This window comes from Haloferax sp. S1W (genome assembly GCF_044593955.1).
In the GTDB taxonomy this organism is placed as follows: domain Archaea; phylum Halobacteriota; class Halobacteria; order Halobacteriales; family Haloferacaceae; genus Haloferax.
The window spans coordinates 72,654-89,650 of the sequence record NZ_CP172598.1; the positions used below are offsets into that span (position 1 = coordinate 72,654).

Annotated in this window: 15 protein-coding genes and 1 CRISPR repeat array (1 of these 16 only partly in view); of the genes, 10 read left to right on the forward strand and 5 right to left on the reverse strand. The window is 58.3% G+C overall.

Annotation, left to right across the window (positions count from 1 at the left end; all coding sequences use genetic code 11):
• A CRISPR array of direct repeats spans positions 1–112; the repeat unit is 30 nt; unit sequence GTTACAGACGAACCCTCGTTGGGTTGAAGC; it begins 1,051 nt to the left of the window's first position.
• 182 nt (positions 113–294) lie between these two features.
• The 3 genes from ACH9L7_RS19120 (at position 295) to ACH9L7_RS19130 (ending at position 1,979) form a co-directional block, all read left to right on the forward strand.
• On the forward strand, positions 295–666 hold the full coding sequence (locus tag ACH9L7_RS19120; protein ID WP_396613834.1) for a MarR family transcriptional regulator: 372 nt from the start codon (positions 295–297) through the stop codon (positions 664–666).
• Positions 663–1,016, forward strand: coding sequence for a type II toxin-antitoxin system PemK/MazF family toxin (locus ACH9L7_RS19125; protein ID WP_396613835.1), 354 nt, complete (start codon positions 663–665; stop codon positions 1,014–1,016). The genes ACH9L7_RS19120 and ACH9L7_RS19125 overlap by 4 nt, the downstream gene beginning before the upstream one ends.
• 141 nt (positions 1,017–1,157) lie before the next feature.
• Positions 1,158–1,979 (forward strand): IS5 family transposase, encoded by an 822-nt coding sequence (locus ACH9L7_RS19130; protein WP_396611642.1) that lies wholly within the window; start codon positions 1,158–1,160, stop codon positions 1,977–1,979.
• A gap of 324 nt (positions 1,980–2,303) precedes the next feature.
• On the opposite strand, the gene ACH9L7_RS19135 is transcribed toward ACH9L7_RS19130, so the two are convergent.
• A complete protein-coding gene (locus ACH9L7_RS19135) occupies positions 2,304–2,966 on the reverse strand; it encodes a helix-turn-helix domain-containing protein (protein ID WP_396613836.1) in 663 nt (220 codons plus the stop codon).
• Between the two features lie 99 nt (positions 2,967–3,065).
• On the opposite strand from ACH9L7_RS19135, the gene ACH9L7_RS19140 reads away from it, so the two are divergent.
• The 7 genes from ACH9L7_RS19140 to ACH9L7_RS19170 all read left to right on the forward strand — a co-directional run bounded on the left by ACH9L7_RS19140 (position 3,066) and on the right by ACH9L7_RS19170 (position 13,067).
• The gene (locus ACH9L7_RS19140; protein WP_396613837.1) at positions 3,066–3,980 is read left to right on the forward strand and encodes a glycosyltransferase; all 915 of its coding nucleotides are present in this window, start codon (positions 3,066–3,068) and stop codon (positions 3,978–3,980) included.
• A gap of 47 nt (positions 3,981–4,027) precedes the next feature.
• Positions 4,028–4,231 (forward strand): DUF1697 domain-containing protein, encoded by a 204-nt coding sequence (locus tag ACH9L7_RS19145; RefSeq protein ID WP_396613838.1) that lies wholly within the window; start codon positions 4,028–4,030, stop codon positions 4,229–4,231.
• 406 nt (positions 4,232–4,637) lie between these two features.
• The gene (locus ACH9L7_RS19150; RefSeq protein WP_396613839.1) at positions 4,638–7,532 is read left to right on the forward strand and encodes a TIM-barrel domain-containing protein; all 2,895 of its coding nucleotides are present in this window, start codon (positions 4,638–4,640) and stop codon (positions 7,530–7,532) included.
• A 632-nt stretch (positions 7,533–8,164) separates the two neighbouring features.
• A complete protein-coding gene (locus tag ACH9L7_RS19155; RefSeq protein ID WP_396613840.1) occupies positions 8,165–9,505 on the forward strand; it encodes an ABC transporter substrate-binding protein in 1,341 nt (446 codons plus the stop codon).
• Between the two features lie 29 nt (positions 9,506–9,534).
• The gene (locus ACH9L7_RS19160; protein ID WP_396613841.1) at positions 9,535–10,494 is read left to right on the forward strand and encodes a branched-chain amino acid ABC transporter permease; all 960 of its coding nucleotides are present in this window, start codon (positions 9,535–9,537) and stop codon (positions 10,492–10,494) included.
• On the forward strand, positions 10,491–11,603 hold the full coding sequence (locus ACH9L7_RS19165) for a branched-chain amino acid ABC transporter permease (protein WP_396613842.1): 1,113 nt from the start codon (positions 10,491–10,493) through the stop codon (positions 11,601–11,603). Before ACH9L7_RS19160 ends, ACH9L7_RS19165 begins: the two co-directional genes overlap by 4 nt.
• Positions 11,604–11,624: 21 nt before the next feature.
• Positions 11,625–13,067: an amidase gene (locus ACH9L7_RS19170; RefSeq protein WP_396613843.1), complete on the forward strand. Its 1,443-nt coding sequence runs from the start codon at positions 11,625–11,627 to the stop codon at positions 13,065–13,067.
• 14 nt (positions 13,068–13,081) lie between these two features.
• Here the strand turns inward: ACH9L7_RS19170 and ACH9L7_RS19175 are convergent, their stop codons facing one another.
• Genes ACH9L7_RS19175 through ACH9L7_RS19190 form a run of 4 tightly spaced genes read right to left on the reverse strand, consistent with a single transcriptional unit; the run spans position 13,082 to position 16,928 of the window.
• Complete coding sequence (locus tag ACH9L7_RS19175) at positions 13,082–14,023, reverse strand: hydroxymethylglutaryl-CoA lyase (RefSeq protein ID WP_396613844.1); 942 nt, start codon at positions 14,021–14,023, stop codon at positions 13,082–13,084.
• Positions 14,024–15,256: a CaiB/BaiF CoA transferase family protein gene (locus ACH9L7_RS19180; RefSeq protein ID WP_396613845.1), complete on the reverse strand. Its 1,233-nt coding sequence runs from the start codon at positions 15,254–15,256 to the stop codon at positions 14,024–14,026.
• Positions 15,253–15,564, reverse strand: a complete 312-nt coding sequence (locus ACH9L7_RS19185; RefSeq protein ID WP_396613846.1) for a DUF4387 domain-containing protein — start codon at positions 15,562–15,564, stop codon at positions 15,253–15,255. The genes ACH9L7_RS19180 and ACH9L7_RS19185 overlap by 4 nt, the downstream gene beginning before the upstream one ends.
• Complete coding sequence (locus ACH9L7_RS19190) at positions 15,561–16,928, reverse strand: acyclic terpene utilization AtuA family protein (protein ID WP_396613847.1); 1,368 nt, start codon at positions 16,926–16,928, stop codon at positions 15,561–15,563. The genes ACH9L7_RS19185 and ACH9L7_RS19190 overlap by 4 nt, the downstream gene beginning before the upstream one ends.
• Positions 16,929–16,997 lie beyond the last annotated feature (69 nt).

The window sequence follows — 16,997 nt, forward strand, 5'->3', positions numbered from 1 at the left end:
ACTGGTACGGCTCGGGTTACAGACGAACCCTCGTTGGGTTGAAGCCATTTGCGGGGCCTGTGGGGGCCCCACCGCGTCCACCGTTACAGACGAACCCTTGTGGGGTATTTCGCCGAGTGATTTTTCGTCTTCCGGGGAGTCACTAGTCGACTCCAATATCTCAGGATCGGACTCGCTATCCCGCTCGTCAACCTCTTCTCTCGCAATAGTTGGGGGTAAGTTATCATCTTCAGAATTTTCATAGCTTTCATCCCTAACGCTCTTTACAACAGAAGACAGACCTACTGTTCAACGATGTCCATCGACCGAGATACCTTCGAGAACACGAGCGAGGAAGAACTCGCGGACCTTTCGGTCCCGGACCAAGTCCTCGGTTTTCTCGTTGCTAACGAGGATCGGGCGTTCAAGGCCCGCGAAATCGCCTCTCAAATCGGCGTCGATGAGGGCGCGGTCAGCACTGCTCTCTCGCGATTAAAGGGCCGCGGCCTCGTCGAACACAAGGCGACGTACTGGGCGGTAACCGACGACGCCGAGCGCCTCGAAGGGTACAGCGGCTATGAACGGGCGACTGCCCTGTTCAACGAGCAACTCGGTGCGGAGGACAAGGAGTCCTGGCGCGAGTACGCACCTGGGGAACCACATCCGAGTGTGGAGAACGAGCAGTGACCGCCAAGGAAGTCGCTCCAATCTTCGAGCGGGGGGACGTCGTCTACGGCGATGACCCGTTCAAAGGTGACGCGGATGCTCGGCCCTGGCTCATTCTCTCAAATCACGAAGGGCGTCCATTCCACGGCGAGCAATACATTGCGCTGACGCTAACGACACAATCCTGGCTAGATGGGCTTATCCCCATCCCTAAGGAGAGTTGGCTTCGTGGTGGGACACCGGATGAGAGTCGCGTCGTCCCATGGGGCGTCCAATCAATCAACCACGAGGATATCGACTTCTGGCAAGGCCGTCTGGACAGTGACCTCGTTGATGCGGCGGTTGCTGCCCTCGTCGAAGAACTCCAATAGTAGTCTACTCCGGTCTCTCGGTTCAGATGGGGTTCAGGCGAAACAGCTGATGAGTAGGTATACTTATTCGGCTCTGTAGTTTCGCTAGACAGAGACGCCGCGACTGCGTTATTGCCGTAGAAAGCGAAGAGACAGATCGGTGTGACATCCGAAATCCGTCTCTTCACTCGTGTTACGGTTGCTAAGTCTAAATCAGTTGTTGCGAACCCGGACGAACCCGCCGACCCCGAAGAGGGTGGCGGGTTCGCCGAGTGGGCGATGCTCACGCTTCATGCACTTCGGATCGAGCTGGGCAAATCCTACCGCGTCGCGGTAGATTTGCTCAGCGAGATGCCCAACGTCCTCGAAGAAATAGGTCTCTCCCGGCTCCCTCACTACACCGTTCTCCGCACGTGGTTTGAGCGAATTCCCACGAAGACGTGGCGTGCGTTTCTCGGCGCGTCAGCCGAGAAACGCACTGGCCACGCCGCCATCGACTCGACCGGCTTCGACCGTGATCAGCCCAGCCGACACTACGCCAACCGCACGCACTACCGCGTTCGAGCACTGAAAGTCACGGCTCTCGTGGATGTCGAAACGCTGTACATCACCGACATCCACTCGACGACCTCGAAGAAACACGACGCGGAGATCGGCCCGCAGGTCGCCCGGCGCAACGCCGGCGACCTGCGAAGCCTCGCTGCCGACCGAGGCTACGACGCGAAAGCCTTCCGCGACGAACTCCGCGAAAACGGCATCAGACCGCTGATCAAGCACAGAATCATGAACCCGCTCGATCATGCCCATAACGCCCGCATGGACGGTGATCGGTACCACCAACGCTCCATGTCAGAAACCGTCTTCTCAAGCATCAAGCGCACGCTCGGCGCTGCCGTGCGTGCGCGGAGCTGGTGGCTTGAGTTCCGTGAAATGCTGCTGAAAGCCATTGTCTACAACCTTCGTCGGAGCGTGAGATATCCGTGAAATCGACCGCAGTGTGCCGAAACTACAGAGCCACTTATTCTGCAGATAGGGGGAAAGGACGCAGTTCGTCTAGGTAACGGTGGGACAGACCCTGCCTGTCGGTGGGTCACGGAATCGATGCTGCAAATGCGGAAGATAGAGATAACGACGCTGGAGGAAGCGCACGCCCGATGTCGTCGGAGCGACGGTGACCTCCCCCGCTCTTCTCCATCGACTGGAGATTCCCGTGATCTGTACCGTACAGTTTGTTGCTGAAAATGTCGTGCCAGTCGCAGGCGAGAAAGCAGCTGTCTAGTGCCGGTTTCCCCGAAACAATCGGTCGGTTCAGCGACCGGAGACTGCGACGTGAAGCGACGAGAACACTGTCGCCTCGATCTTCCGGAGGTGCTCGCCGACCGTCGTCTCTGCGAGCCCGGTCGCCGCCGCGATCTCGTCGTGAGTCGCCTCACGGGGCTCCTGGTAGTAGCCGAGATCGACCGCCACTTCGAGCACTTCCCGCTGTCGCTCGGTTAACTGGGAAACGACGTGGCGGGGGCCGGGCGCGTACGGACCGGTCCGCTCGACCTCGACCCGGACGCCATCCGGTTGGTCGGAGAGCGCGTCAGCGAAGGCCGCCTCCGTCCCGATGTAGGTCACCCGGAGGCCGCCGTCGTCGGTGTGCTCGATCGGCATGTCGATCAGGTAGGACGACTCGCGCCGGCCCTCCATGAGCATTCGAGTCAAGTCATCCACCGCGTAGCGCGTGTAGGCGAAGAATCCGGCGTCATCGCCGGAGATCGAGAACTCGAAGACCTCGGGCGACTCTGACAGTACTCGACGGAGCCCCTCGACGTCGCCGCGGCCCTCGGCGAACATGGCGACAGTGTCGTCAGCGAGGAGTTCCATGCGGTGGATAGCCCGGTATTCCAGGCCGAGCTCGGTGACCTGCCGGTCGAGTCGGTTGATCCCCTCCTCATTGGGGTAGGCCACCATAGTGACGTAGCGCATGCGCTCTCCATGGGTCACCACCGCAAAAGTCGTGACCATAAGCGTCCATGGATCGCCGGCATCGCACTCATCGCCACCGGGCGATGAGAGGGAGACGCCATGTCTGCCCGACTGCCGACGAGTATTATCCTGCCGACGACGAGGTGGACCGACGCGTGCGCGGAGCTGGCCGCCCAACTCGGAGACAGCGACGAGCTGTTGGTCATCCACGACGGTGCGAATGACCCCGTCACCGAGCGGGCCGACTACCCAGAGGGCGTCCGGCTCATCGCCGCCGGTGAGCCGGAGTACTGTTCGGGGAAAGCCAACGCCATCGCCGCCGGGATGGAGGCCGCGCGCCACGAGCGACTCGTCTGGACGGACGACGATTTTCACCATCCGCCGGACTGGCTGGCGACCTGTAGCGCGGACTACGACGAGTACGGGCCGGTGTCTGAGGTGCCGTACTTCGTCGGGCGGGATCCCCTGTCGGTGCTGCTCGAACCGCTGTACGCCGCTGCTGGCTCGTTACCCCTCTCCCTCGGCAACCAGATCTGGGGAGGCGCGGTCATGTTCGAGCGAGGCGACATCGACGAGGCCGCGTTTCTCGATGACCTTCGGCGGACCGTCAGCGACGACGGGCTCCTCATGGAGTACCTCCAGGTGACGAACGTCGGCCGGACGCGTATCGTCCCTATTGGGGGGACCATCCGCGAGGCGGTCGAGCGCCCGGTCCGGTGGACGCAGATCCTCCGGTGGCATTTTCCCGGGGCCATCGCCGGGACCGTCCTCGTCTCGCTGCTTGTCCTTGCTGGCGCGATCCTGGCCCCGCTCTACGCGGCGGCCGTCCTGACGGTGCTGCACCTCGCCGTCAACGAACTCCTGGGCGTCCGCCGGTGGACGGCCGTGCTGGCCTACCCGGCGGTGTTCGTGTTCGTGCCCCTCCTTTTGTACGGACTCATCCGCCGAACGTTCGTCTGGGGTGGCCGGCGCTACCGCTGGTGCGGGAAATTCGACGTGACGGTCGTCCAGTAGCAACTCGACGTTCGACTTCGATACCACCAATTCACTACTACACAACCATGACAACGTTCGTAGCCTTCTTACGGGGTATCAATGTCGGCGCTCACAACCGGATGAAGATGGCGACCCTTCAGGGGACGTGCGAATCGCTGGGACTCGAAGATGGGCAGCCCGATATCCAGAATAGGAACGGCGGCTTCGAAAACTCGGGCAATACGATAACTTCGAATAACCGCATTAAGCGCTTGATGGACGAACGCTAGTCGAGGAGGTTCTAAACTAGACAGTGCCGGAACCTGAATACCATCGATAATCTGGAATATAGTTGCTAATTCCCCGCTGCTGCTTCGATTAAAATCTGTTCGGACGTGTGCGCTCACCCGGCCAAATAACAAACGTTTGATGATGTTAAATTCGCCCATACGATACATTTTATCATTATAATAACGGCCAGAAAGTTATTATCCACTGAGTAAATATCCACGACTGAAACGTACGATGAACATTTTCTTCCAAGAAAACCATGGAATGACGCCAACAATTAGCTCCGCAACGAATAGAGCGTACAGATCCCCGGACGGAATCGCGGGGTCTGTACTATGAGTCGGTCCGGACTCTGGCTCGTCGAACCGCCTCGCGAACGTACACTAGTCGCCACCCACACTTTCGATGTCTGATAAAAACACACACGACTCCGATTTCCTTCCGGTCGGACGACGCGCACTGTTGAAATCCACAGCCGCCCTTCTGGCGGGGAGTGCGCTCACTTCAGCCCCCGCATCGGCACACCACTATGATTCGAAGATCCACTACGAACCACAGGTGGACGAGGACAACCTCATGCAATTGTCCGTCGAGGGTCACGAAGTTCTCGACGACGGAGTGAAACTTGACCTCGGTACTCACGAAGGGTACATTCGTCTGTTCAGCGACAGCCTGGTTCGCGTCGCCATCATGGAACCGGGCGAGGAAGAATACGAATCTCGGGGTATCGAGAACGGACTCAGCGAGTGGGACACGCCGAGCTTCAGCGTCGATTCGGGCCCCGACAAGATAGCCATCGAGACCGACACGGTTACTGTCGAAATCAACACGGAACTCTTCGGTGTCCGGTTCCTCGACGAGGATGGGACGGTCATCAACGAGGACTACTTGGATAAGGGGTCGTCAGGATACGTCCCATCTCCCGAGAGAGATGAGGAAGCGACCAACCCAACGCCGCAAACAAACGCAACACAGCAGACCAACTCAACGCTGCAAGAGTCCGCTTACAGGTCCACAAACGTGAGCGACCTAGATGCAGACACCGCTGATACTCAGGAGGACGTCCAAACGGCCGACCCAACGCCTAACGAGCCGTTGCCTTACGTGTACAAGAAGGCCGACGAGGACGAAGCCTTCTATGGCTTCGGCGAACAGCCCGAACTCACACTCAACCAACGCGGAAAGAAACTCGAGAACTGGAATACGGACCAGTACGGGTACTTTTACACGAGTGACTACGTCTACGCGTCGGTTCCGTTCTTTGTCGGTCTGAAGAATGCCGGTGCGTACGGGATGTTCTTTGATAATCCCAACCATACCGTGTTCCACACGCCCCAGGTACAGGACCCCGAGGGCGTAGAGGAGACCTACGACACCGACGCTGGTGAAGACTACTACTACTTCGTTGGCGATGGCGGCCAGCTAACGTACTACTTCGCCTACGGTCCGGAAATCGGCGATGTCCTCGACAGCTACACGAGTTTGACCGGAACCATCAACCTGCCACCCAAGTGGGCGATTGGATTCCACCAGAGCAAGTGGGAATACAGCCCCGAGGAACTCGTCGAGGTACCCCACCGGTACCGCCAAGAGGAGATTCCGCTGGACGCGATGCACTTCGATATCGGCTACATGAACAACTACCGCGTCTTCAGCATCCAGGACTCACACCGCGATGCGCTCCAAACGCTAAGCGAGGAGTTGCCCGAAGTCAAGACGGTCGCCGTCAACGACCCGGGTGTCGCGGTGGACAAGGAGATAGACGTCGATGGTGACGGCGAACTCGAACCGTACGACCCTTATCTCGAAGGGACTGCCAATGATTACTGGACCAAGGATGCGAACGGGGAGACGTTCAAAGCGAGAGTCTGGCCCGATGTCGCGGTGTGGCCCGACTTCTCGCGTTCTGAGGTCCGCAGCTGGTGGGCCGAACAACACGACGTGTTGTTTGATGCCGGCTTCGACGGGATCAAAAACGACATGGGTGAGCCGGCGGTATTCCAGAAGAATACCCGTTACGACTGGACGATGCCGGTGGACAACATCCACGGGACGGGTAATGACACGATGTTGCACGAGGAGTATCACAACATGTACGGGTTCGACTATGCCCGGGCATCTCGTGAGTCCTACGACCTCTACAAGCCCGACGACCGTCCCTTCCTGTTGAACCGGAACCTCTACGCTGGCGGCCAGCGGTACGCGGCAATCTGGACCGGTGATTGCGTGAGTATCTGGCCCCACTTGCAGATGCAGATTCCGATGATGATGAACATGGGGATCTCTGGGCTCGCGTTCTGTGGTCACGACGTCGGCGGATTCGTCGGGCGGCCTTCTCCCGAACTATTCAAGCGCTGGATAGAACTGGGAGCGTTCATCCCCTTCTTCCGGAACCACACCGACACCCACAGGAAGCAAGACCCGGACCTTCCGCGCAACCAACACCCGTGGACGTTCGGCGAGGAAGCCGTGGATATCACGAAAAAGTACACTGAGCTTCGCTACAAACTGCTCCCGTACCTCTACAACGAGTTCCAGGAGTCGTCAGAAAACGGGAAGCCGATCTTCCAGCCGCTGGTCTTCCAATTCCAGGACGACGACGAAGTCCGTGGCATCGCCGACCAGTTCCTCTTCGGTGACGACGTGCTTGTTGCACCAGTCGTCGAAGAAGGTGCGACGGAACGCGACGTCTACCTACCAGACGGTGAGACCTGGGTCGACTTCTGGACGAACGACGTGTACGACGGTGGGCAGTGGATGACCGTCGACGTCCCGGTCGACCATCTGCCGATCTACGTGCGCAAAGACTCGATCATCCCAATGCGCGAGGTACAGCAGTACACGGGAGAAAAGCCACTTACGACGCTTCAGTTGACCACCTACCTCGACGAAGAAGCTTCGTACTCGTTCTACGAGGACGACGGCGAGACCAACGACTTCGAGGACGGCGAGTACAACGTGACGAACTTCACCATCACGGGGACGGAGGGTGGCGTCGTCACCTTCGAATCCGAGATGGAAGTCGAAAACTACGACGACTCACAACTCTCGTCGTACCTGTTGCGACTCGACCGTTCGCAAGCGCCGAGGAAAGTCCAGGCCGGCCCGACCAAGTACGAAGCGGTCGATGCCGACATGGTCGAAGAGACGCCGAACTCGTTCGCCTACAGTGACGACGAGGACGCTGTCCTCGTCCACATTCCTGCCGACGAAGAGCGCAAAGTAAAGCTCTTTTTCAACGGTCGGGGTAACGGCCAGAGTAACGGTCACGGCTCCGGTCGAGGACCCGGACAGCAGTAGACGGCCACCCACTCCTAACCCTACTGCGCGTTTCGCTTTTTTTGCGATGTTGTGGCTGGCAGACGTTCACGGTGCTCCCTGCCGCCTGCCCGGGAGACGTCGCTTTGGCTCCGTGAGAGACTGTCCCTACTCGAGAATAGACTTCGCATCAGACGTTTCTACGCAAAACTGGCCACTAACCACGTAGAACGCTTCTTCTTGCCTAATATTCGGAAGACTGGGCTAACTAGACAGTGCCAAGATGACGAATTTATTCCATAATTGTCAATTACATGGGTACGTATGTAATGACCACATTATCAATATATTGACGTCCTCCTGTGCCTGCGGACGTCCTCAGAACGTGGGGTGGTCTGGTGGGCGGACGAGATCCGTGGTCTCGTCAGCGCAGGAATCCCGAACAATGGGTGTTTCAGGTTCGCAACCATGACTCTGCCACTTATCGGATCCCCCGGTTAACCCAGTTATCGACTCGCTGTGTCGCTTTAGGATTGGATACAGGAACAGGCCAATTCCGACGACTGCAGCGAAATTGATCGTCGAACACTGGACAGTCGGACCAATCGCCTAATCATTATGAATTATTGTGATAAATTCGTAAAGGCTATCTTTGTGCATAGGCAACATTTGTCATGAGTTCAGTGTCCAGAAAACCTGGAACAACGGACAGCTATTCGTTCAGACGTCGCAACTTCCTAAAGGCAGTCGGTGCAACGGGTGTTGCTGGACTAGCTGGCTGTACTTCGGACGGAGACGCAAATGGCGGTGACGGAACAGCCACACCCACCGAGCAACCGACGACGACACCCGGTACAACTACCGGTGGCGGAACTGCATCAGAAGTCGTTCTGGGAGCGAACTTCCCCCTCTCCGGTAACCTCGCGTATACGGGTGGTTTGATGGCTAACGCCGTGGAGTTAGCGGCAATGCTTCGCAACGAAGCGGGCGGTATCGAGTCGCTCGGCGGTGCGGAGGTTCGCGTCATCAAGGGAGACAACCAGGCTGCACAGGAATTGGGCGGACAGGTGACTGAGGAGCTGATGGACCAAGGCATCCACACACTGATCGGGTGTTGGCTCTCGTCGGTGACGCTTGCAGCTGCACAGGTCGCGGACCGCGAGGGCCTTCCGTTCGTCACAGCAGGTTCAGCTGCCGAAGCCGTCCTGCAAGATAACGACTTCAACTACGTGTACCGTGTCCAGCCGACGACGTTCCACTTCGGCCGCGACTGGGCACGGCAAACACCAGTCCTCGCTTCGCAGCAAGATATCGACGTGGAGACAGTCGGGTTCTTCCGGCCAGACGACCTCTTCGGCCAGAGTATCATCGACTCCGCGAGGAGCTTTGCCGAAGATGAGGGGCTGGAAGTGGTCGCCGAAACAGTCATCGAAGTCGATGCGACGAACGCAGACAGTCAGGCGACACGACTCAAGGGAGTTAATCCAGACATTGTCGCCCCGACTGGGTTCACCATCCACGGAACACTGCTGATGAACGCAATGAGTGATATCGGGTACCGACCGAAAGTCATCTCTTCGGCGGCCACGTCGACGTTCGGCGACCCGAACGTGATGGAAAACGACATCGGGCCGTATGCGAACGGCGTCCTTGACGTTAATTTCGCCATCAACCCGAACAACGAACGCTCGGCCGAGATTAAGGAGCGTTTCAGCGCGGAGTTCAACGACAACCCGTTGGTTGCCGGCGCGGCGGTCGCGTTCACGTCGGCTGACCTCACGCTCACAGCCATCGAACAAGCCGGTAGTGTTGACCCAGACAGCATCAACGACGCTCTCAAAGCAACCGAGCTAAACGAGCACATTCTCGCCATGCCCTCTCCGATCCGGTTCGACGAACAGGGCGAAAACGAGAACGCGTTCGCTCCAATCCACCAGGTGCAGGATTTCCAGCCGAGAATTGTGTGGCCTGACGAGTTTGCAGAAGCAGACCTCCAATCGTTCGGTTCTCTCTGAATCCCCCGTTCGCTATATCACCACTGCGTATGAACGTTCACACTACGTCGACCCTACTCCTCCAACTCGGTGACATCTCTCGATTTATCGATCCGTTCTTGGAGTTCGGCGAAGACCTCCTCACACTCGACCCGTTTCTGCTCCAACTACTGGTACTCGCGTTACTGCTGGGTGGTGTTTACGCGTTGACTGCCCTCGGGCTAACAATGATATTCGGGGTGATGGACATCATCAATTTCGCTCACGGCGCTTTCATCACGATCGGCATCTATCTCGTCTGGAGTGCGGCGAAGACGTTAGGACTCAACCCTCTGTTGTTTCTTCCGGTGGCAGTTGTCTTCCTGTTTGTCGTCGGCGCCGGCATTTATCAGGGTGTGGTTGGTCGTATCATCGAAGAACCACAAGAAAGCCAGCTCATCGCGATGTTCGGTGTCGCGCTCATCATTACGAGCGCTATCGCCATCCTGTTCGATCCGAATCCTCGGTCGGTGGACCTCGATATGGGTGTGCTCCAGTTTGGAACTGTCTTTATCGCCGTCGACAAGCTCATCGTGCTCGTGCTTGCAATCACCGTGATGGTCGCGATCTACGCGTTTTTGATGCATACACGACTCGGCTTGAAAATCCGTGCGACCGCTGACGACCGTGACAGTGCGCGCTATGCGGGCATCGATATCAAAAATATCGACCGGATAACCTTCGGTATCGGTGCCGGGCTCGCTGGACTTGCCGGCGGTGCAGTGGCACTCATCGAGTCGTTCGACCCGTTCACGGGTGACTTGTACTTGATTAACGCGTTCGTCATCGTCGTCCTCGGGGGGTTGGGGTCGTTTCCCGGGTCCTTCGTCGGGGGGATGTTAGTCGGCGCAATCGTTATCTTCGGCGGATTTTACTTTCCTGGGACCGTTAACCAACTTCTCGTCTTTATGCTGTTCGTCACCGTCTTGTTGCTCAAACCCGAGGGCCTGTTCGGTGGTGACCTCTCGTGAGTACTGGAGACGGTGGCTCATCGTCTGCAGACCGACTGCTGGCAGTGCAATCCTCACGCCACGCCCCACTTCTCAAAGGTGCGCTCGGGTTCGGTCTGATGGCAATCCTCCCGTACGTCGTCACGGTTTCGCTGTTCGGGATCACACTCAATCGGTGGATTAGCGTCCATATTCTCATTGTCACTCTCGTCTGGGCGTTCACGGCCCAGTCGTGGAACATCATGTCCGGGTACGCCGGCCAGTTTTCCTTCGGACACGTCGCCTTCTTCGGTATCGGAGCGTACGCGACACAAGTCCTCCTCGTCGATTTCTCGATCAACCCCTGGTTCGGGCTGCTAGTCGGGAGTGTTATTGCGGCATGCTATGGTTTGTTTGCGGGGTTCCTCACGTTTCGATACAAACTCCGCGGGCACTTTTTCGCTCTCGCGACGCTCGCGTTCGGTGAACTGGCCCGCCTGTTTGTCACGAACATCCGCGAACTGAACGGTGCGAGTGGGTACTTTAGACCTAGCCCGGGTGAGTATGGTCTCGAGTTCGGTCTCTTCGCGTTTCAGTTCAATTCGGACTTACCATACTACTACCTGATACTCGTGTTCCTCCTCGTCGTGACGGTCGTCTCGTGGCTCATTCGCCGGTCTTCGGTTGGCCTCTATCTTCTCGCGATTCGAGAGAACGAGACTGCGGCGTCGAGTCTCGGTATCTCTCCATACCGATACAAGATGCTTGCCGTCGCAGTTAGTGCCTTCTTCACTGCCTGGGCGGGTTCGTTTTGGAGTATGTACTTCAACACGATTTCCCCCAGTACGGTCTTCGACATTTTCCGGAATGTTGAGATACTGCTCCCAGCACTCCTCGGTGGTATTGGGACTGTCGCCGGTCCTATTCTCGGGTCGTTCATCGTCACGCCGCTGAGCAACATCGCCCGACAAACGTTCGGCGATGTCGCCAGCCTCGATCGAGCAATATACGGTGCGCTCCTTCTCCTCGTTATTCTATTCAGTCCCCGGGGGGTGCTTGGGTGGTCAGAGCAGTTCCGAGGTTTCTTCGGTAACCGAACGTCTGCTCCAGTCTCTGAGGCTCCCGATACCGACGAATCCGACGCTGACTAAGCCGACCCTCATCGAACACCCATGACCGAGACAGACTCCCGCCACTCCCGAATCGAACGCCTTGCAACCGAACTCAACTGTACACTCGACGACGCGGTTCGTGCCGAGATACTCTCGTACGCTGCCGAGCTACAGACCGTGGTCGACGAGCGGGCTGAGCCAGCCACCGTCGTCACCGAGTCGGCAGGACACCGCTCCGATGACGACCACAACGCGCTGTTGTGGGTGTACGATGAGCCTCGGCGTGAGCAAGATTCGGGACCGCTTGGTGGACTCTCGTTTGCCATCAAGGACAACATTGCTGTTCGTGGCCTCGCGATGACGTGCGGACTGACCGAATTCGAGTATGTCCCTTCGTTCGACGCCGTAGTCGTAGAGCGCTTGCTCGATGCAGGGGCGAGTCTCGTCGGGAAGGCCAACATGGATGCGTTCGCGGTCGGCCCAGCAGGCCAGTGGAGCGAGTTAGGGACCGTCACAAATCCGAACTACGAGGGTCGTGTCCCTGGCGGCTCCTCCAGTGGAAGCGGTGCAGCAGTGGCCGCTGGTTTCGTCGACGCAGCACTCGGAACGGATACGGGCGGCAGCGTGCGTTCCCCAGCGGCGTGCTGTGGAATCGTAGGCGTCAAACCAACACACGGCCTGGTCCCCCGTACTGGATTCGTTGACCTCCTCCCGAGTACCGATACCATTGGCCCCCTCACACGTGACGTCGATACTGCACGAATGACTCTCGAGGCCATCGCGGGTCCGGATCCACGTGACCCAACTGCTGCGCACGTCGACCGAACACGGGTGTTCGAAACGCCGTCTCACATCACGATCGGAGTCGTCACTGGACCGATGGACGAGGCTGATACGGAAATCGCGAAAACTATCGAGCGCGTTCTGGACCGCACTGAAGCGGCCACCGACGTGACGGTCACCACGGTTGAGTTGGCGTTCGAAGAAATCAACGCCGCTTTCTCTCTGGCGCTGGGTGCGGAGTTCGCTTGGCTCGTAAAACAGGGATTCGTCACTCGTGGCCAGGGAACCCAGTATAATGCGGAATGGGCGGCGGCGCTCGCAGCAGTCACATTCAACGAACACATCGCCTCACGGGTTCTCACTGGAGCACTGCTCGATGCGGAGACTGATGGCCGCTCGTACGTTGTAGCACGCCGGGAGGCGATCGCGTTCCGTGAGCGACTCACGAGACTCTTCGAGACGGTCGACGTTATCCTCACGCCGACGCTCCGATCAGTGCCGCCGAAACCCGGTGAGATTCTAACCGCAGCGGAGGGTCTACAGTACTCAAACACCAAACCGTTCAGCCTCGCGGCAGGACCGGCGGTGTCGGTCCCTGTGGGCCACACCGATGGGCTTCCGGTCAGCGCTCAGGTCGTCGCCCCACCGTTCCATGACGGTGTCGCTCTCGAGTGTGCGAAGCGAATTGAGGGGAGTCGCAACGACAAGCCGACGAACTGAGTTGGTGGGCAGTCTTAGCTCTCACTCGTCTCTCTGAGTACCTGTTCTCGGGTCCCACCCTTCAGTACATGGCTGTTTGGCCGAACATCGAGCGAATCCATTACATCGGCGGCGACGGAAGTGAGTTCCTCGAAGTCGACGCCGGTTTCGATTCCCATCTCAGAGAGCATATATACGAGGTCCTCGGTCGGCGTGTTGCCGATGTCCTCCATCGACTTCGGGAGGATAACCCCGCCTCCGAGACCGCAAACCGAGGCGTCGAACCGTTCGACGCCGAGTTGCATTGCCACGACAGTGTTGGCGAGACTCATCCCGTTCGTATCGTGTAGATGCATCCCGAGGTCAACGTCTGGCCACCGCGTGAACACACTTTCAACGAGACCGGCAACCTGTTTCGGATTCGCCATCCCCATCGAGGTAGCGAGCGTTACCTCGTCGACCCCTGCATCGACTACCGATTCGACGATAGCGAGCGTTCGTTCGGGAGGCGTGCGACCCTCATATGGGCTGAAAAATGCCATCCCGATTCCTGCTTCGACTACGAGACCGGCCTCGTGACCGCGTTCGATTACTTCGATAATCTCATCGAGGTTCTCTTCGATGGTCATGTTCTGATTCCGCCGATTGTACTCTTCGCTTGCCGTAATGAGGGCATTTACTTTCTCGATGTCTGCCTCAATGGCTCGCTCGAGTCCGATTACGTTCGGCACGAGTGCCCGATAGGTGACGCCGGGTTGGCGAGTGATTCCTGCGGTGACAGCCGCTGCGTCTCGAAGGTTCGGGACGGCCGTCGGGTGCGTGAACGATGTCACTTCGATCTCGGAAACGCCAGTTTGTGAGAGTGCATCGATGATTCTGATCTTCTCTTCGGTTGGAACGAACCTGTCGAGTCGCTGGAGCCCGTCCCGTGGGAGCATTTCGACAACTGTCACCTCGGTCGGGAACGCGAGCGGCATCTAAATCACTCCCGTATCTTCGAGTTCAGCAAGCATCTCGCTGTCGTATCCGAGGAACTCACGATAGACGAGGTCGTTGTGTGCCCCCAGATGGACTCCAAGATGCTCGATCTTTCCTGGCGATTCACTGAATCGCGGAAAGACGTTTTGTACCGCAGCTTCACCGAAATCTGGATCGTCGACCCGGACGACTGACTGGCGTGCTTTGTAATGTGGGTCGTGCATGATATCCTTGATATTGTAGACTGGTACGAGCGTCGCGTCGCTCGCTTCGAACGCTTCGAGCACTTCCTGACGCGTATGCGCCCCGATCCAATCTCCGATAACGGCGTCGAGCTCGTCGTAGTGTTTGACCCGGCTTTCGTTGTCGACGAACCGTGGGTCGTCTTTGAGGTCAGGACGCTGGATCGCGTCGAACACCCGCATCGCGAGTGGTTGTGCGCTCCCGGCCAGCGCGACATACCTCCCATCGCTCGTCCGGTAGACGTTCCGAGGGGCCGAATTCGTCGACCGGTTCCCGCTTCGCTCTTCTATCTCACCGAGTTGGTCGTACCGCAGCGGCTGTGGACCAAGAATGTTGAAGATGGGCTCGATGAGGCTTACGTCGATGTACTGGCCGCCTCCGTCGTTGACATCTCGGTGATAGAGCGCGTACATCACACCAATTACACCGAACAAGCCCGCGATGTGGTCGGCGAGACCGGTCGGTGGTAACAGGGGTGGGCGGTCGGGATAGCCGTTGATATACGCGAAGCCACTCATCGCCTCGGCAAGCGTCCCAAACCCGGGTCTTTCCGCGTATGGGCCGTCCTGTCCGAACCCTGAGATACGCATGACTATCAGGTCTGAGTTGACTTCTTTGAGCCGGTCGAATCCGAGGTTCCATCGTTCGAGCGTTCCGGGACGGAAGTTCTCGAGGAGGACGTCGGCTTCGCTCACGAGGTCCAAGAGCACTTCCTGCCCCTCGGTGGCTTTCAGATCGAGCGTGATGGACTTCTTGTTGCGACCGACATACTTCCACCAGAGCCCGACCTCATCTTTGACCGGCCCGAACCGACGACTGTGATCGCCAGCCGTTGGGTATTCGACCTTGACCACAGTCGCGCCGAAGTCGGCCAACAACCGACCGGTCGTTGGTGCTGAGATCATCGACCCTGTTTCGATGACGACCAATCCCGAAAGCGGACCCACTCCCGTTCCGAGCGTCTCATCACTCGCCGTATCGGTGCTCATATCGGCACCTCGATGTCGAGCACGGGTGCGTACTGTTGTGCGCCGTAGATGTCACTATCACCGGGACTCCCTGCCGACTGCGTACGGGGAATCGTCACCTTAAATGCTAGACCCGGGTCGTACTCGAAGAACCGGACATCAGATTCAGACAGTTCGTACGCGTCTGCGAACACGGCCGTGGTGAGGGCACCGCTCTCCTTGACCGCCTGATACGTGGCCGGCGAGTCGAACATGATGTCGATGGTAACGTAATGGATTCCAGCGTTCTTGCTTCGAATTACCTGTGCAAGGGAACGGAGGGTCGTCATCCTACCACCTCCGTCGAAATATCGAACCGCTCGAGTGGGTCTTCGACAGACATCCGGTGCCAGACGGAGAATTCGTAGGCACGGTCGATTGCCGCGTCCTGTGGGGACAGCGGGAACGCGACGTTTCCGGCAGTCGAAGTACGATTCGGGTAATCGGCGTGTAGTAGGTAATTTCCTGCATGGTGGACAAGTCCCTTCGCTGTGTCTGCTGTCGGAGCGACGACATCGACGACCACACCCACTTCGTGTGACGGTGTGGGGTCTGGTTCTCGAGCACCCATCACCGCGTCACGACCGTAGACGTGCGTCGAAATGGTGTATTCCTGGATTCCCTGTGTCTTTGCTTTTTTCGCGACAGCCGCTGTGGTCCTGTCGAGAAATGCGTCCAGTTGCCTGTGAACTAACACGGGATCACGGATTCCGAGTACGGTTATCGCTCTGTATCCGACCAGGCGGGCACCCTCCAGTTTGAGCGTGTATTCGGCTGCCGGTTCGAAACGCGAACCACGAACTTCGACGGTACGGTCGTCGACAGCCTGGTACGAACAGTCGTCAGTGTGAAGCGTACCGCGTGGCTCGACAAAGACAAACGGGTCTGCTGACTCGTAGAGCATGTGCGAGGCGACTGATAGCGGACTCGTCGTCTTCTCCGGATTGGTCGGTGTGACTCGGAAGTACTCGTCCGTGAGAACCCCGAGCATACAATCTCCGCCGGTACTCGGTGTGGCGATTTGGCCGCCGCATTCGATTGTCTTCGCGAGATGTGTCGCGAGACCTTCGTCGAACCCCATCTCGACGGGCAACGCCTTGAATATCGACACGTCAGACGACCGGCCGGCGATGACGACATCCGCACCTCTGTCCAGTGCTTCGGTGTACGGTTCGGGCCCCATGACCGCGACGATTCGTTCGCTCGATTCGACATCGGCACGGGTTAAGGGCTTGCTCCCGTCGAGTGCCTCGAGTCGACCTTCGTCGATCGCCTGCGTGATAGTCGACGCACTCTGTTCCGCATCGATTGCACCGACTGTGAACTCGAGAGCCTCCTCAGTAGCGATTTCACGGACGAGTTCAACCGTCCAGTCGAGGTGGACCCGCCCACCGCCAGTCGCTGCCGACCCGACGAGTAGCGGGATGTCAGCTGCACGGGCGTGGGTGATGAGCGTTCTGAGGACCTCTTTTGCCGCCGCTCGAGATTGATGCATGTTTTCACCCGCGCCGAGATAGTAAGGGCCACCATCGGTCGAGCCAGCATCGATACCAATGAACGCCGGGTCGGCCTCGAGTCCTGCCTCGAGCGACGATTCAGGGAACCCGTTTCCGTGCATCAGGCCATTGAGCGCGAGAAATCTGAGTTCGTTCACAGCAGACCACTCCCAGTGGACCTGTTGACACGTCTAGGAGTGGCTCCCGGCCGTAATCGACAGGCTACC

Bases quoted from the DNA above. Each gene is read 5' to 3' on its own strand.
- ACH9L7_RS19160 (WP_396613841.1), top strand. From the start codon at position 9,535: ATGAACGTTCACACTACGTCGACCCTACTCCTCCAACTCGGTGACATC.
- ACH9L7_RS19150 (WP_396613839.1), top strand. From the start codon at position 4,638: ATGTCTGATAAAAACACACACGACTCCGATTTCCTTCCGGTCGGACGA.
- ACH9L7_RS19140 (WP_396613837.1), top strand. From the start codon at position 3,066: ATGTCTGCCCGACTGCCGACGAGTATTATCCTGCCGACGACGAGGTGG.
- ACH9L7_RS19135 (WP_396613836.1), bottom strand. From the start codon at position 2,966: ATGCGCTACGTCACTATGGTGGCCTACCCCAATGAGGAGGGGATCAAC.
- ACH9L7_RS19120 (WP_396613834.1), top strand. From the start codon at position 295: ATGTCCATCGACCGAGATACCTTCGAGAACACGAGCGAGGAAGAACTC.
- ACH9L7_RS19155 (WP_396613840.1), top strand. From the start codon at position 8,165: ATGAGTTCAGTGTCCAGAAAACCTGGAACAACGGACAGCTATTCGTTC.
- ACH9L7_RS19180 (WP_396613845.1), bottom strand. From the start codon at position 15,256: ATGAGCACCGATACGGCGAGTGATGAGACGCTCGGAACGGGAGTGGGT.
- ACH9L7_RS19185 (WP_396613846.1), bottom strand. From the start codon at position 15,564: ATGACGACCCTCCGTTCCCTTGCACAGGTAATTCGAAGCAAGAACGCT.
- ACH9L7_RS19175 (WP_396613844.1), bottom strand. From the start codon at position 14,023: ATGCCGCTCGCGTTCCCGACCGAGGTGACAGTTGTCGAAATGCTCCCA.
- ACH9L7_RS19145 (WP_396613838.1), top strand. From the start codon at position 4,028: ATGACAACGTTCGTAGCCTTCTTACGGGGTATCAATGTCGGCGCTCAC.
- ACH9L7_RS19170 (WP_396613843.1), top strand. From the start codon at position 11,625: ATGACCGAGACAGACTCCCGCCACTCCCGAATCGAACGCCTTGCAACC.